Source organism: Dyella telluris (genome assembly GCF_014297575.1).
GTDB lineage: Bacteria > Pseudomonadota > Gammaproteobacteria > Xanthomonadales > Rhodanobacteraceae > Dyella > Dyella telluris.
This window is the reverse complement of the sequence record NZ_CP060412.1, coordinates 3,657,404-3,670,445: the sequence shown is the minus strand read 5'-3', so window position 1 is coordinate 3,670,445 and position 13,042 is coordinate 3,657,404. Positions and strand designations below refer to the sequence as shown.

General features: G+C 66.6%; 15 protein-coding genes. 14 read left to right on the top strand and 1 reads right to left on the bottom strand.

The features are described 5' to 3' along the window. The first annotated feature begins 20 nt into the window (after nt 1-20). The 10 genes from H8F01_RS16140 (at nt 21) to H8F01_RS16095 (ending at nt 8,724) form a co-directional block, all read left to right on the top strand. On the top strand, nt 21-395 hold the full coding sequence (locus H8F01_RS16140) for a hypothetical protein (RefSeq protein WP_187056085.1): 375 nt from the start codon (nt 21-23) through the stop codon (nt 393-395). Between the two features lie 81 nt (nt 396-476). Next, nucleotides 477-1,757, top strand: coding sequence for a metal-dependent hydrolase family protein (locus H8F01_RS16135; RefSeq protein WP_238481267.1), 1,281 nt, complete (start codon nt 477-479; stop codon nt 1,755-1,757). Then, a complete protein-coding gene (locus H8F01_RS16130; RefSeq protein ID WP_187056083.1) occupies nt 1,754-2,239 on the top strand; it encodes a GNAT family N-acetyltransferase in 486 nt (161 codons plus the stop codon). Before H8F01_RS16135 ends, H8F01_RS16130 begins: the two co-directional genes overlap by 4 nt. Nucleotides 2,240-2,507: 268 nt before the next feature. After that, the gene (locus tag H8F01_RS16125) at nt 2,508-3,113 is read left to right on the top strand and encodes a YdeI/OmpD-associated family protein (protein WP_187056082.1); all 606 of its coding nucleotides are present in this window, start codon (nt 2,508-2,510) and stop codon (nt 3,111-3,113) included. Next, the gene (locus H8F01_RS16120; RefSeq protein WP_187056081.1) at nt 3,113-3,580 is read left to right on the top strand and encodes a GNAT family N-acetyltransferase; all 468 of its coding nucleotides are present in this window, start codon (nt 3,113-3,115) and stop codon (nt 3,578-3,580) included. Before H8F01_RS16125 ends, H8F01_RS16120 begins: the two co-directional genes overlap by 1 nt. Continuing rightward, on the top strand, nt 3,577-4,152 hold the full coding sequence (locus tag H8F01_RS16115; protein ID WP_187056080.1) for a GNAT family N-acetyltransferase: 576 nt from the start codon (nt 3,577-3,579) through the stop codon (nt 4,150-4,152). The genes H8F01_RS16120 and H8F01_RS16115 overlap by 4 nt, the downstream gene beginning before the upstream one ends. Nucleotides 4,153-4,234: 82 nt before the next feature. Continuing rightward, nucleotides 4,235-4,996, top strand: a complete 762-nt coding sequence (locus H8F01_RS16110; protein ID WP_187056079.1) for an SDR family NAD(P)-dependent oxidoreductase — start codon at nt 4,235-4,237, stop codon at nt 4,994-4,996. A gap of 94 nt (nt 4,997-5,090) precedes the next feature. Then, nucleotides 5,091-5,654 carry an elongation factor P-like protein EfpL gene (efpL, locus tag H8F01_RS16105; RefSeq protein WP_187056078.1) on the top strand — a complete coding sequence of 188 codons (564 nt, stop codon included), beginning with the start codon at nt 5,091-5,093 and terminating at the stop codon, nt 5,652-5,654. A 166-nt stretch (nt 5,655-5,820) separates the two neighbouring features. After that, nucleotides 5,821-6,567, top strand: a complete 747-nt coding sequence (locus tag H8F01_RS16100) for an N-acetylmuramoyl-L-alanine amidase (protein ID WP_187059330.1) — start codon at nt 5,821-5,823, stop codon at nt 6,565-6,567. Nucleotides 6,568-6,639: 72 nt separating this feature from the next. After that, on the top strand, nt 6,640-8,724 hold the full coding sequence (locus H8F01_RS16095; RefSeq protein WP_187056077.1) for an FUSC family protein: 2,085 nt from the start codon (nt 6,640-6,642) through the stop codon (nt 8,722-8,724). Nucleotides 8,725-8,853: 129 nt separating this feature from the next. Here H8F01_RS16095 and H8F01_RS16090 read toward each other — a convergent pair whose 3' ends face one another. Beyond that, complete coding sequence (locus H8F01_RS16090) at nt 8,854-9,228, bottom strand: YciI family protein (RefSeq protein ID WP_187056076.1); 375 nt, start codon at nt 9,226-9,228, stop codon at nt 8,854-8,856. Between the two features lie 227 nt (nt 9,229-9,455). On the opposite strand from H8F01_RS16090, the gene H8F01_RS16085 reads away from it, so the two are divergent. From H8F01_RS16085 to H8F01_RS16070, 4 genes are all read left to right on the top strand, one after another. Then, a complete protein-coding gene (locus tag H8F01_RS16085; RefSeq protein ID WP_187056075.1) occupies nt 9,456-10,490 on the top strand; it encodes an amidohydrolase family protein in 1,035 nt (344 codons plus the stop codon). Next, entirely contained in the window at nt 10,487-10,987 is a 501-nt protein-coding gene (locus tag H8F01_RS16080; protein WP_187056074.1) for a hypothetical protein, read from the top strand. Before H8F01_RS16085 ends, H8F01_RS16080 begins: the two co-directional genes overlap by 4 nt. Before the next feature lie 56 nt (nt 10,988-11,043). Then, entirely contained in the window at nt 11,044-12,324 is a 1,281-nt protein-coding gene (kynU, locus tag H8F01_RS16075) for a kynureninase (RefSeq protein ID WP_187056073.1), read from the top strand. Nucleotides 12,325-12,490: 166 nt separating this feature from the next. Further along, a complete protein-coding gene (locus H8F01_RS16070; protein ID WP_238481012.1) occupies nt 12,491-12,982 on the top strand; it encodes a nuclear transport factor 2 family protein in 492 nt (163 codons plus the stop codon). Nucleotides 12,983-13,042: the final 60 nt, after the last annotated feature.

Here is a 13,042-nt window from a genome sequence, read left to right as displayed (position 1 = left end):
AAGAATCGCGAGAGGCCATCATGGAAAAGCTGATTCTTCTGTTCTATCTGTTGCTGTCGCTGGCCGGCTGCGAGCCGAGCCGTTCGGTGGTCACGCATGAGTTCGTCAACGGCACCGATGTGATCTACAGCAAGATCCAGATCACCGGCGAACTGGCCACGTTCCGCTGCCTGCGCAGCCAGAGCGGCCAGTGCCACTACACCGTGCTGTCCGGCGCGTGTGGCACGCGGAAGGTGAACTGCGAACCGCCCATCACCGTGTTCACCATGCGCCAGGGCGACACGCTGCTGCTGACGCGCCTGCCCGAGGATTTCGCCAGCTGCGTCACGCCGTCACCCACGGCCGACGGCGCCTGTGCGCAGCAGCTCGCCAGCGTGGGTCGCCCCACTCCCTGAGCTGGCCCTACAATCGAACGCATCGACGACGGGGAGTACGCGATGCGGTGGAAACAACGGCAAGCCGGGTTGGGCCTGTGGATGGCGCTGATGGTCACCGGCGCAACGGCGGCAACGGCCGTGCCGCCCAAGGGCGATGTCCTGCTGGTGCCTGACCGCGTATGGACGGCCGACGGCGATGCCGCGCACCCGGGCTGGGCCGTGCTGGTGCACGACGGCGCCATTGCCGCCGTGGGCCCCGCCGACAGCGTCAAGGCCCCGGCCGATGCCACACGCATCACCCTGCCCGGCGCCACGTTGATGCCCGGCCTGGTCGACCTGCATTCGCACGTGTTTCTGCATCCGTACAACGAAACGCTGTGGAACGACCAGGTACTGAAGGAACCGCAGGACTACCGCACGCTGGAAGCGGCCGCGCATGCGAAGGCCACCCTGCTTGCCGGTTTCACCACGCTGCGCGATCTGGGCACCGAAGGCGCCGGCTATGCGGACGTATCGGTCAAGCGGGCCATCGACGAAGGCATGATTCCGGGGCCGCGCCTGTTCGTCGCCACGCGCGCCATCGTGGCCACTGCCAGTTATGGTCCCGGACCGCGCGGCTTCCGCCCGGACATCGACCTGCCCGGCGGTGCGCAGGAGGTCAGCGGCGTGGACGAAGCCATCCGCGCCACCCGCGAACAGGCCGGCCACGGTGCCGACTGGATCAAGCTCTATGCCGACTATCGCGTGGGTGCCGACGGCAGCACGCAGCCCACGTTGTCGCTGGCGGAGATGAAGGCCATCGTGGATACCGCGCATCTCTCCGGTCGCCCGGTGGCCGCGCATGCCTCCAGCGATGAAGGCGTGCGACTGGCGGTGGAGGCGGGCGTGGACAGCATCGAGCATGGCTATGGCGCCAGCGAAGCCACCTTCCGCCTGCTCAAGCAGCACGGCACCGCCTACGAGCCCACGCTGACCGCCGTGGAAGCGACCGCGCAGTACTTCGAGCACTACGTGCCCGGCCAGGGCGAACCCACCGCGCGCATGAAGGAAGCCGAGCGCGCGTTCCGCACGGCGCTGAAACTCGGCGTGACCATCGGCAACGGCAGCGACGTCGGCGTGTTCACCCACGGCGACAACTGGCGTGAGCCGGCCAACATGGTGCGCGATGGCATGACGCCGCCGCAGGCCTTGCATGCCGCCACCAACGTGGCCGCCCGCATCCTGCGCAGATCCGACAGCTTCGGGCGCATCGCGCCAGGCCTGCGCGCGGACCTCGCCGCATTCACCGGCGATCCCAGCACGCATATCGATGATCTCCAGCACCCCGTCTTCGTCATGAAGGACGGCACCGTCTACCGCAGCCCGGCCGTTACACCATGACCGATATCCTCATCCGTCCCATCGAGGCCCGCGACAACGACGCCATGGCCCGCATCATCCGTGCAGTGATGCCCGAGTTCGGCGCCGATGGCCCGGGTTTCGCCATCCACGACGCGGAAGTGGACACCATGTCCGACGCTTACGCGCGCCCACGCAGCGCCTACTTCGTGGTAGAGCGCGAGGGCAAGGTGATCGGCGGCGGCGGCATCGCACCACTGGAAGGTGGCGATGTGGATGTCTGCGAACTGCGCAAGATGTACTTCCTGCCTGAAGCCCGTGGCATCGGCGCGGGCAACGCGATGATGCTGCGCTGCCTCGATGCGGCGCGCCTGCACGGCTTCCGTCGCTGCTACCTGGAGACGCTTACCGGCATGGATGCGGCGCAGACCCTCTACCGGCGCCACGGCTTCCAGACGCTTTGCGGACCGCTGGGCGGCACCGGCCACTTCGGCTGCGACCAGTTCTACATCCGGGATCTCTAGATTCGCGCCCCCTTTAGGAATGCTCTGATCCGCTCGTGGAAGGCTGGCATGATCCCCCGCAAGCTCGTAGGGTGTGGGTCTGGCGCCGTGCAAGCGGATGGTCCGGACGGACCGCACAGCACGACTCCCGGCGTTGACCGGGCCGACCCATGGGCGACTCAATCGCCGGCCGCTCCGTCGCTTGTCCTCGCCAGCACAATGAGCACCCGGCGCGCCGAAGGAAACGGCGCCCGTCTGTTGAACAGAACGGCATTTCAAGGAATCCGCCATGGCCCGTGACCACCGCGTTGGCAGCTACATCAACGATGCACCGCCTTTTGCCCAGCCCATCCTGGAACACCTGCGGGACCTGGTGCACGAGGTCTGTCCCGAGGTGGAAGAGGACATCAAATGGAGCATGCCCTTCTTCAACTACAAGGGCACGCCGATCTGCTCGATGGCCGCATTCAAGCAGCACTGCGCCTTCGGCTTCTGGCGCTACAAGGATCTGGTGGGTGGCAAGCAGGACGATGGCATGGGGCAGTTCGGCAAGCTGACCTCACTGAAGGATCTTCCACCCGGCGAAACCCTGGCGGCGCTCATCCGCAAGGCCATGACACTCAACGAAACCGGGGTAAGGACCCGGCGGGCCCGCGCGGCTGCCAAGCCAGCGCCCAAGCCGGCGCCCATCCTGCCCGAGGACCTCGCCACCCTGCTGGCCATGGAGCAGCACGCGGCCGCCCGCAAGACCTATGAATCGTTTACACCCGGGGCCCAGCGCGAATACGTGAGCTGGATTACGGAGGCGAAAGCCGACGCCACCCGCCAGAGGCGCATCGCGAGCACGCTGGAATGGCTCGCCCAAGGCAAGCGGCGCAACTGGAAGTACGAGTGATGCCGACGGCACCCAGGCTGCACTTCGAGATCGACGACCCTGCCGCGCCCGACGTGCAACCGCTGATCCGCGAGCTGGATGGCTATCTTTCCGAACTGTATCCCACCGGCAATATCCGCCCGGTGCCCGCCGAAGAACTCAAGCAAGCCAACGTGACCTTCCTGACCGCACGCGTGGACGGCACGCCAGTGGCCTGCGGGGCTGTCGTGCAGCACGACGACTATGTCGAAGTGAAGCGCATGTATGTGCTGCCCGCCTGCCGCGGACTGGGCCTTGGCAAGCAGTTGCTTGACGCGCTGGAAGTGCAGATCGCCCGCACCGGTGGCAGACTCGTCCGCCTTGAAACCGGCACGGCACAGACCGAGGCGCTGGAACTCTACGAACACACGGGCTATCGCCGATGTGCGCCTTTCGGCGAACATCGCGCCAACCCGCAAAGCATCTGCATGGAGAAGTCTCTCGCATGATCCGCATCGCCCGCGCCGACGACGCCGCCGCCGTCCACGACATCTACACGCCTTCGGTGCTGCACGGCGTGGAGACGTTCGAAACCGAACTGCCGGGCGTCGAGACCATGCGCGAGCGCATCACCACGCGCCTGCGCCAATATCCGTGGATCATCTGGGAAGAAGAAGGGCGCGTGTTGGCCTATGCCTACGCCAGTCGTTTCCGCGAACGTGCCGCGTACGACTGGATCGCCGAGACCTCGATCTACGTGCATGCCGATGCGCGCCGGCGCGGTATCGCCCGCCGCCTGTACGGTGCCCTGCTCGACGCCATGCGCCTGCAGGGCATCAACCAGGCCGTGGGCGTGATTACCCTGCCCGGCCAGAGCAGCGTGACCATGCACGACACGATGGGCTTCACGCCGGCCGGCGTGTGGCGCAGTGCGGGCTACAAGCACGGCCAGTGGTGGGACGTGGGCGTGTGGCAGTTGGAGCTGCAGCCGACCCAGAACCCGCCGCACCCGGTGGTGCCGTTCGCGGAGCTGCGTGAGACGGCCGCCTGGGCAGCCTTTCTGCGGCGCGCCAACGCCTGACGGGCCCTTCCCCTGCCGGGTCCGCGCGGCCCCGCCCCCTCCTCGGCTACCATTGCCGCTTTGGCATTCCCGAGGACACCCCATGCAGCTCAATCAGGTCAAGGCGATCATCACCGGCGGCGCCTCCGGTCTCGGCCACGCGGTGGCCCAGTTCCTGGTCGCCAACGGCGGCAAGGTGTCCCTGTTCGACGTGAACGAAGAGAAGGGCCAGGACGCCGCCAAGGCACTGCATGGCCACTTCTTCCGTACCGACGTGACTTCCGAAGAAGGCGTGTCCGCCAACGTGGCCGCCGCCAGCCAGGCCATGGGTGGCCTGAACGTGGTGGTGAACTGCGCCGGCATCCTGGGCGCGGGCCGCATGCTCGGCAAGGAAGGCCCGATGCCGCTGAACACCTTCGCCACCACCGTGATGGTGAACCTGGTGGGTAGCTTCAATGTGGCCAAGGCCGCTGCCGCCCTGATGCAGAACAACGAAGCCGGTGAAGACGGCGAGCGCGGCGTGATTATCAACACCGCCTCCGTGGCCGCCTTCGAGGGCCAGATCGGCCAGGCCGCCTACTCCGCCTCCAAGGGTGGCGTGGTGGGCATGACGCTGCCGATGGCACGCGAACTGTCCCGCTTCGGCATCCGCGTGGTCACCATCGCCCCGGGCATCTTCTGGACCCCGATGGTCGATGGCATGCCGCCGCAGGTGCAGGAGTCGCTGTCCGCTTCCATCCCGTTCCCGTCGCGCCTGGGCAAGCCGGACGAATACGCCACCACGGTGGGCTTCATCCTCGGCAACCGCTACATCAACGGCGAAACCATCCGCCTTGATGGCGCGGTGCGCCTGCAGCCCAAGTAAGCAGAAAACAGGGAAGATAAGTGAGGAGTGAGAGATGCACTCTCCACGCCTCGCTCTCTCACTACTCACATCTATTCACTCACTCCTGGCCCTTATGAAAGCTTCCGACGTCAAGAAAGGCAACGTGGTCGAACACGACGGCACCGTCTACCAGGTGCGCGACATCGAGCGCAGCTCGCCGACCGCGCGTGGCGGCAACGTCACCTTCCGCTTCACCATGTATTCCATCCCCGGTGGCCGCAAGTTTGACCTGAGCCTGCGCGCCGACGACGACCTCAAGGAAATGGACCTGGTCCGCCGCGAGGCCAACTTCTCGTACATGGACGGCGAAGTCTTCGTGTTCATGGACAAGGAGGACTACACCCAGTACCTGCTGTCGCCGGAACTGGTCGGTGACAACTCGGGCTACATCGTCGAAGACGTCGAGGGCTACTACGTGCAGCTGATCGACGACGCGCCGGTGGGCCTGCAGGTGCCGACCAGCGTGACGCTGACCGTGGTCGACACCGCGCCGGAACTCAAGGGTGCCAGCGCCACCAAGCGCACCAAGCCTGCCAAGCTCAACACCGGCATCGAAATCCAGGTGCCCGAATACATCACCAACGAAGAGAAGGTGTGGGTGAACACGCTGACGGGCGAGTTCGCCGGCCGCGCCTGATCGCTGCCGTTGATGAACCACGCGAAAGCGCCGGGGCAACCCGGCGCTTTTTTTGTTGGCTTGACGCCACCCGGTAGCTGGTGCACGTTCGCCGAGTCCCGCCAAGGAAAGGAATGCCGTGTTGCGCCACTCCGCCCCGCCATCACGCCGCGTCCGCCAGCTGCTGATGCCGCTGTGCCTGGCGGCCGTGCTTTCCGCCTGTGCTCCCGCGCCGGTGCGCAACCCCATCGCCCAATGGGTGCCCTCGCCCAACTTCGATGCGCGCCGACCGGTGCTCATCGTCATCCACTTCACCAACGAACATTCCGCCGCTCAGGCGCTGCACACACTGCGCACGGCCAACAGCGGCGGCCCGGTGAGCTCGCACTATCTGATCGGCAACGATGGTCACCTGTACCAGCTCGTCGCCGACAGCGAGCGCGCGTGGCATGCGGGTTCCGGGCACTGGGGCACCATCACCGACGTGAACTCCGCGTCCATCGGCATCGAGCTGGACAACGACGGCGACTCGCCCTTCACCCAGGTACAGATCGACAGCCTGCTGCGCCTGCTCGCCGACCTCACCGACCGCCTGCGCATTCCGCGCACGCAGATCATCGGCCATGAGGATCTCGCGCCGGGCCGCAAGGACGATCCGGGTCCGCGCTTCCCGTGGGCGCAGCTGGCGCAGGCGGGTTTCGGCCTGTGGCCGCAGGGTCCACTGGTGGATCCGCCGGCGGGTTTCGATCCGTGGGCCGCGTTGGGGCTGATCGGATACCCACTGGATAACCGCACGGCCACGGTGCATTCGTTCCACCATCACTTCCGCGGTATGGACGGCGACACGCTGGACGACCAGGATCTGCGCATCCTGTACGCGTTGTCGCGACAGCTGGGAGCCGGTGGCGGAACCATGGTCACACCGGCCGGCTGACCCTGATTCGTCGCGCCTGCTTCAGGGTCGCTGGGGCAGAATGCAGGTATTGCCAAGGAGCTTCGCCGCGTCATGTCTTCGACGGGTTATTCGCTGCGCGCCACGGTCGTCGACAGCCTGCTCACCACCAAGCGGCCGGACGTGCCGGTGCGCGTGGTCGTGCGCAACACCGCCGCGGTCATCCTGCCGCTGGCCATCGGCATACTCGCCGGCCATCCGGGCATTGGCCTTGGCATAGGCGCGGGCGCGCTGGACACCATGTTCTCGGACCAGCCGGGCCCCTACCGCCAGCGCATGGCGCGGCTGCTGCTGGCCTCGGTGGCGGCGGGCCTGGCTTCGCTGACCGGCTTCCTGCTGGGCGACCAGCTCATTCCCATCCTGATCGCCACGGCCGCCTTCGGCTTCTTCGGCGGGCTGCTGGTGGTGTTCGGCCCCGACATGACCCGCGTGGGCATGACCAGCATGATCCTGCTGGTGGTGACGGCTGCGACACCACGAGGCTTTGGCGAAGCCCTGGGGGCATCGGCGCTGATCTTCGCGGGTGGCCTGCTGCTCACGCTGTTCTCCGTTGCCGCGTGGCCGCTGCAACGTTACCGGCCGGAGCGGCACGCGCTGGCGGCCGTCTATCGCGGCCTGGCCATGCTGGCGCGCCAGCAGGAACACGACGATGCCGATGTGCCCGCGCTGACCGATGCGATGACCACGCTGCAGCACACGCTGCTCGGCCGCCACCACGCGCGTGGCCGTGCGATGGAAGCGTTTGGCGTGCTGCTGGAACTGGCCGAACGCATCCGCCTTGAGCTCACCGCCATGGCCGAGCTGCGCGCCAACCCCACCATCCACGCCATGTTCCGCGGTGATGCCGCACGGGTGCTTGCCGCCGTGGCGGACGCGCTGGAGCTGGCCGAGTCGCCGCGACAGGCCGAGCATGCCCTGCAGACCTTGCAGGCCAGCGAGAACGCCCTGCTCGGCGATGGCGGCAATGCCGATGGCCTGGCCACCCACATCCACGCCTTGTCCGGCCAGCTGGCCGCCGTGGTGCGCAACGCCAACTGGGCCGGCAGCCGGGGCGAACTGCGCGCCGCCGCCGCCGAAACACCGCTGCCCGCCGCGCTGCGCAGCAGCTCGGCACGCGCCACCCTGCGCGCCAACCTGACGCCGCATTCGGTGGCGTTCCGCCACGCCGTGCGCAGTGCCATCACGCTGTCGGCCACGCTGTTCGTGTCGCGCCAACTCGGCTTGCCGCACGGCTACTGGCTGCCGATGACGGCGGCCATCGTGTTGCGTCCCGACTTCGCCGCCACCTTCAACTTCGGCCTGCTGCGCGTGGTCGGCACCGTGCTCGGCCTGGTGCTTACCACGGCACTGCTGCACTTCACGCCGCACGACATGTGGGCGCATCTGGCCCTGATGGCGGTGCTGTGCATGGCGTTCCGTTACCTGGCCACCGCGCACTACGGCGTCGCGGTCGCGGCGCTGACCGGCACCGTGGTCATCCTGTTGTCGTTTGAAGGGGTGAACTCCAGCGATGCGGTGATGGATCGCGTGATCAACACCGCGCTCGGCAGCGGCATGGCCTTGCTCGCCTATGTGCTGTGGCCAACCTGGGAGCGCGCCCGGGCCCGTGCGGAGTTGTCGGACATGCTCGATGCCTACGCCGATTATCTCAACGCACTGGCCCGCCCGGAACGTCGCGATGGCCGCCGCGAGGCGCGCACGGCAGCGCGCACGGCGCGCAGCAACGCGCAGGCCTCATTGGACCGCATGCGCTCCGAACCGGGCACACCCGCGCCGCTGCTGGAACTGGCCAATGCGCTGTTCGCCAACGGGAATCGCCTGGCACGCACGGCCATGACGCTGGAAGCCCTGATCGACGACCACCACAACCTGCCGGAAACGGCGGAAATGTGCGCCTTCGTCGATCACGCAGCCACTGCGTTGCATGACATCGCCACCGCCCTGCGCACCCAGCGCACGCCCGATCGCCTGCCCGACCTGCGCGGCCTGCAGCGCACCTTTGCCGCGCTGCTCAACATGGCCGAAGACCGCCAGGCCGCCGAGCTGCTCACGCGCATCAGCGATCGCCTGGTCGACAACGTGAACACCCTCGCCCACATCACCGGGCGCAGCCACAGCAAGTCGACGGCGACGGTGTAGTGCCGGATCAGCTCCCTGTAGGAGCGCACTCGTGCGCGACCACCTGACGGAGCGGTATCGACATGGCTCTGCGGTCGCGCACAAGTGCGCTCCTACCATGAGGGTTTTGCCGTCGATAGCGGGGGCTGCTCAGCCCCCGACGCCACGCCTCACGGCATCGATATCACGCATCGGCCACACATCGATGCGACCGGTGCGTGCCCACGGGAACTCCGACGCGATGCGCAGGGCCTCGTCCATGTCCGCCGCTTCGATGATGTTGTAGCCGCCCAGGTATTCCTTGGCCTCGGCGAACGGACCGTCCATCACGCTCATCTTGTCGTTGCGCATGCGCAGCGACTTGATCTGGGCGGGCGATTCGAGCTGTACGGAATCGAGCAGGTGGCCCTGCTCGCGCAGTTCATCGGCATGGGCGAAACAGCCGCGCATCATGGAATCGAACTCGCCCTGCGGCAGGGCCTCGAGCAAGGCGTCGTCGTTGTAGATCATGACCAGGAACTTCATGCTGCCTCCCATGGCAAGCGAGCGCGATGGCGCCCGCCATGATGGCGGCAAATCCTTGCGCTTTGCATCTTTTTGCCGGGGTCGGTTCACCCGCCAGCCACGCAGCAGGCGGGTATGTCAGCGCTGACAGGATCTCGCCACCCCTGAGCCGGCGTCCCGGCGATGCCGCCCTTTTTACGCTGCACCGCGCCGAGACGGCACCCCGGCCGTGGCATACACTCGGGTGCATGCTCAAAATCGATACGCACGCCCACATCCTTCCCCGTGACTGGCCGAACCTGGCAGCCAAGTTCGGTGACGATCGCTTCCCCGTGATGATCCACAACGACGGGCGCCATCGCATCTACAAGGACGGCAAGTTCTTCCGCGAAGTGTGGGAATCCGCGTTCGACCCGCAGCAGCGCATCGACGATTACGCCCGGTTCGACGTGGGCGTGCAGGTGGTGTCCACCGTGCCGGTGCTGTTCTCCTATTGGGCGCCGGGTTATCAGGCGCTGGAGCTGCATCGCCACCTGAACGACGAGATGGCGCGCATCTGCAACGACTACCCGCGCCACTACGCCGGCATCGGCACGGTGCCGCTGCAGTCGCCGGAGCTGGCCATCCGCGAGCTGGAGCGCTGCATCGACGAACTGGGCCTGCAGGGCGTGCAGGTCGGTTCGCACTGCAACGACTGGAACCTGGACGCGCCGGAGCTGTTCCCGTTCTTCGAGGCGGCGGCGGACCTGGGTGCGGCGGTGATGGTGCACCCCTGGGACATGATGGGCGCGGCCAGCATGCCCAAGTACTGGCTGCCCTGGCTGGTGGGCATGCCGGCCGAGCAGTCGCGCGCGGCCTGCTGCCTGGTGTTCGGCGGCGTGCTGGAGCGGCTGCCCAAGCTGCGCGTCATGCTGGCCCACGGCGGCGGCAGCTTCCCCTGGACCATCGGCCGCATCGAGCATGGCTTCCGCATGCGACCGGACCTGGTGGCCACGGACAACCCCCGCAACCCGCGCGAATACCTGCAACGCCTGTATTTCGACTCCTGCGTGCACGACCCGGAAGCCCTGCGCTATCTCCTGGATGTGACCGGGATCGAGCGCGTCATGCTGGGGACCGATTATCCTTTCCCGCTGGGGGAACAGCATCCGGGCAGCGGCATCGAGTCACTGGGACTCGACCACGAGGCCCGCGCGCGGCTCTTCCACGGCACCGCCCTGGAATGGCTGGGGTTGCCGCTGCAGCGATTCCAACCACACTCTTTTTCACAGGAAAAGGCATGAGCTTCTTCCGCAACACGCTTATCGTCGGCGCCCTCGTGTTCGCCGGCGCCACCCATGCCTCCGATGTCAGCATGGCCGGCGGCAGCGTCAACTTCAGCACGCCCGACCAATGGATGGGCATCATGGAAACCCAGGGTGACCCCGAGGTGCGCGTGTTCCAGGTGCCGGACCCGTCGCCCAACGGCAACCTCGCCCGTGTATCGGTGACGGTGAAGCAGGTGGGCAATGCAGGCGAGTTCCAGCAGTACGTCGCCAGCGCCATGAGCAAGGCCAAGACCCTCACCGGCTACCAGGCAGCCACCGGCGGCGCCGCTGACAACTTCACCTATACCGCGCAGGAAAACGGTGCGCAGTACAGCTACAGCGAGCGCTACTGGTTCAAGGGTGGCCAGGCCATCCAGCTGCGTTGCGTTCGCCCGTCGCAAAGCGCGGCCGGCGCCAACTGGCGCGCCGAGTTCGACAAGGGTTGCGACGCCATCGCCGCACGCCTGAAGTAAACCGTACCAACCGCGTCGTGCCACCATCGGCACGACGCTTTCGCAAGAGACTCCCGATGTCCGCTCCGTATCAAGCCACCCTCGCCTGGGCGCAGGCCCAGGATGCCGCCGATCCGCTGCGTGCCTTCCGCGACGAATTCCTGATCCCGCCGCACGAGGGTCGCGACAGCCATTATTTCTGCGGCAACTCGCTGGGCCTGCAGCCCCGCGCGGTGCGTGAGGCCCTGGCCGCGGAGCTGGACGACTGGGGCAACCTGGCGGTGGAAGGCCACTTCAAGGGTCGCTTGCCGTGGATGGATTACCACGAGTTCGTGCGTGACGATCTGGCCACGGTGGTCGGCGCGCAGCCGTCCGAAGTGGTGGCGATGAACACGCTGGGCGTGAACCTGCACCTGATGATGGTGAGCTTCTATCGCCCCACGCCGGAACGCCACGCGATCCTGATCGAGGCCGGCTCGTTCCCCACCGATCGCTATGCGGTGGAATCGCAGGTGCGCTTCCACGGTTACGACCCTGCCACCGCGCTGATCGAACTGACGGGCGACGAGGCGAACGGCACCATTTCGATGGAAGCCATCGAGCGCGTGCTGGCCGAACATGGCTCGCGCATCGCGCTGGTGATGTTGCCGGGCGTGCAGTACCGCACGGGCCAGGCGTTCGACCTGGCCGCCATCACGCGTCTCGCACAGCGTCACGGCTGCATGGTCGGCTTTGACCTTGCCCACGCCGTGGGCAACCTCCCGCTGCAGTTGCACGACGTCGGCTGCGATTTCGCCATCTGGTGCAGCTACAAGTACCTCAACAGCGGCCCCGGCGCGGTCGGCGGCGCCTTCGTGCACGAACGCCACGCACGCACTACCCTGCCGCGCTTCGCTGGCTGGTGGGGTCATGACAAGACCACGCGTTTCCAGATGGGTCCGGAATTCGTGCCCACTTATGGCGCGGACGGCTGGCAGCTGAGCAACCCACCCATCCTGGCGCTGGCGCCGCTGCGCGTGTCGCTGGAGATTTTCGTTCGCGCCGGCATGTCGAACCTGCGCGACAAAGCCGTGCGCCTCACCGGCTACCTGGAATGGCTGGTGCAGACACAGCTCAGCGACGTGCTGGACGTGGTGACGCCGGCGGACCCGGCGCGCCGCGGCTCGCAGCTTTCCATCCGCGTGCAGGGCGGCCGCGCGCGCGGCCGGGCCCTGTTCGAGTACCTGATGGAACAGGGCATCGTCGGCGATTGGCGCGAACCGGACGTCATCCGCATCTCACCGACGCCGCTATACAACCGTTACGCCGATTGCGTGGTGTTCGCCGAGGCCGTTCGCCGCTGGACTGCAACGACCTGAGCCAGGGCGTCCAAACGGACGTCCATCCGTCCGGACTATGTCCATGGACACCGGCCTGGGACCACACCGGGCCATACTGATGCCGCGTTATCAAGCACTTGGCCTCATAACTCGCCCTTGCATGCCGATTGCTGGATGATCGGCATACCCAAGACAAGGAATGACCATGCGCCACACGCAGATCGTCCGTTTGACCAGCCTGATCGCCCCGCTGTTCGCCATGGCCATGGCGCACGCCGCCGACACGGATGCCCTGCCCACGGGGGATGCCCTCAACCGCACCATCGCCTCGCTGGATACCAAGGTGTTCGACGCCTTCAACACCTGTGACATGAAGACCTTCGGCGACTACTTCAGCGACGACGTGGAGTTCTATCACGACAAGGGCGGCGTGCAGCACTCACGCGAGGCGGTGGTGGAAGCCACCCGCAAGAACATCTGCCACAAGGTACGGCGTGAACTGGTCGGCACGCTCGAGGTGTATCCGATCAAGGATTACGGCGCCATCGAGATGGGCACGCACCGCTTCTGCCAGATGGATACCGGCAAGTGCGAGGGCATGGGCAAGTTCATGAACATCTGGCGCTACCAGAACGGCCAGTGGCAGATGACACGCGTGGTGAGCTACGACCACCACGCCATCGATACCGGCAAATAAGCTGCCTTCCCACCCGTGTAGGAGCGCACCCTGTGCGCGACCGGACTTTGCGAAGGCATC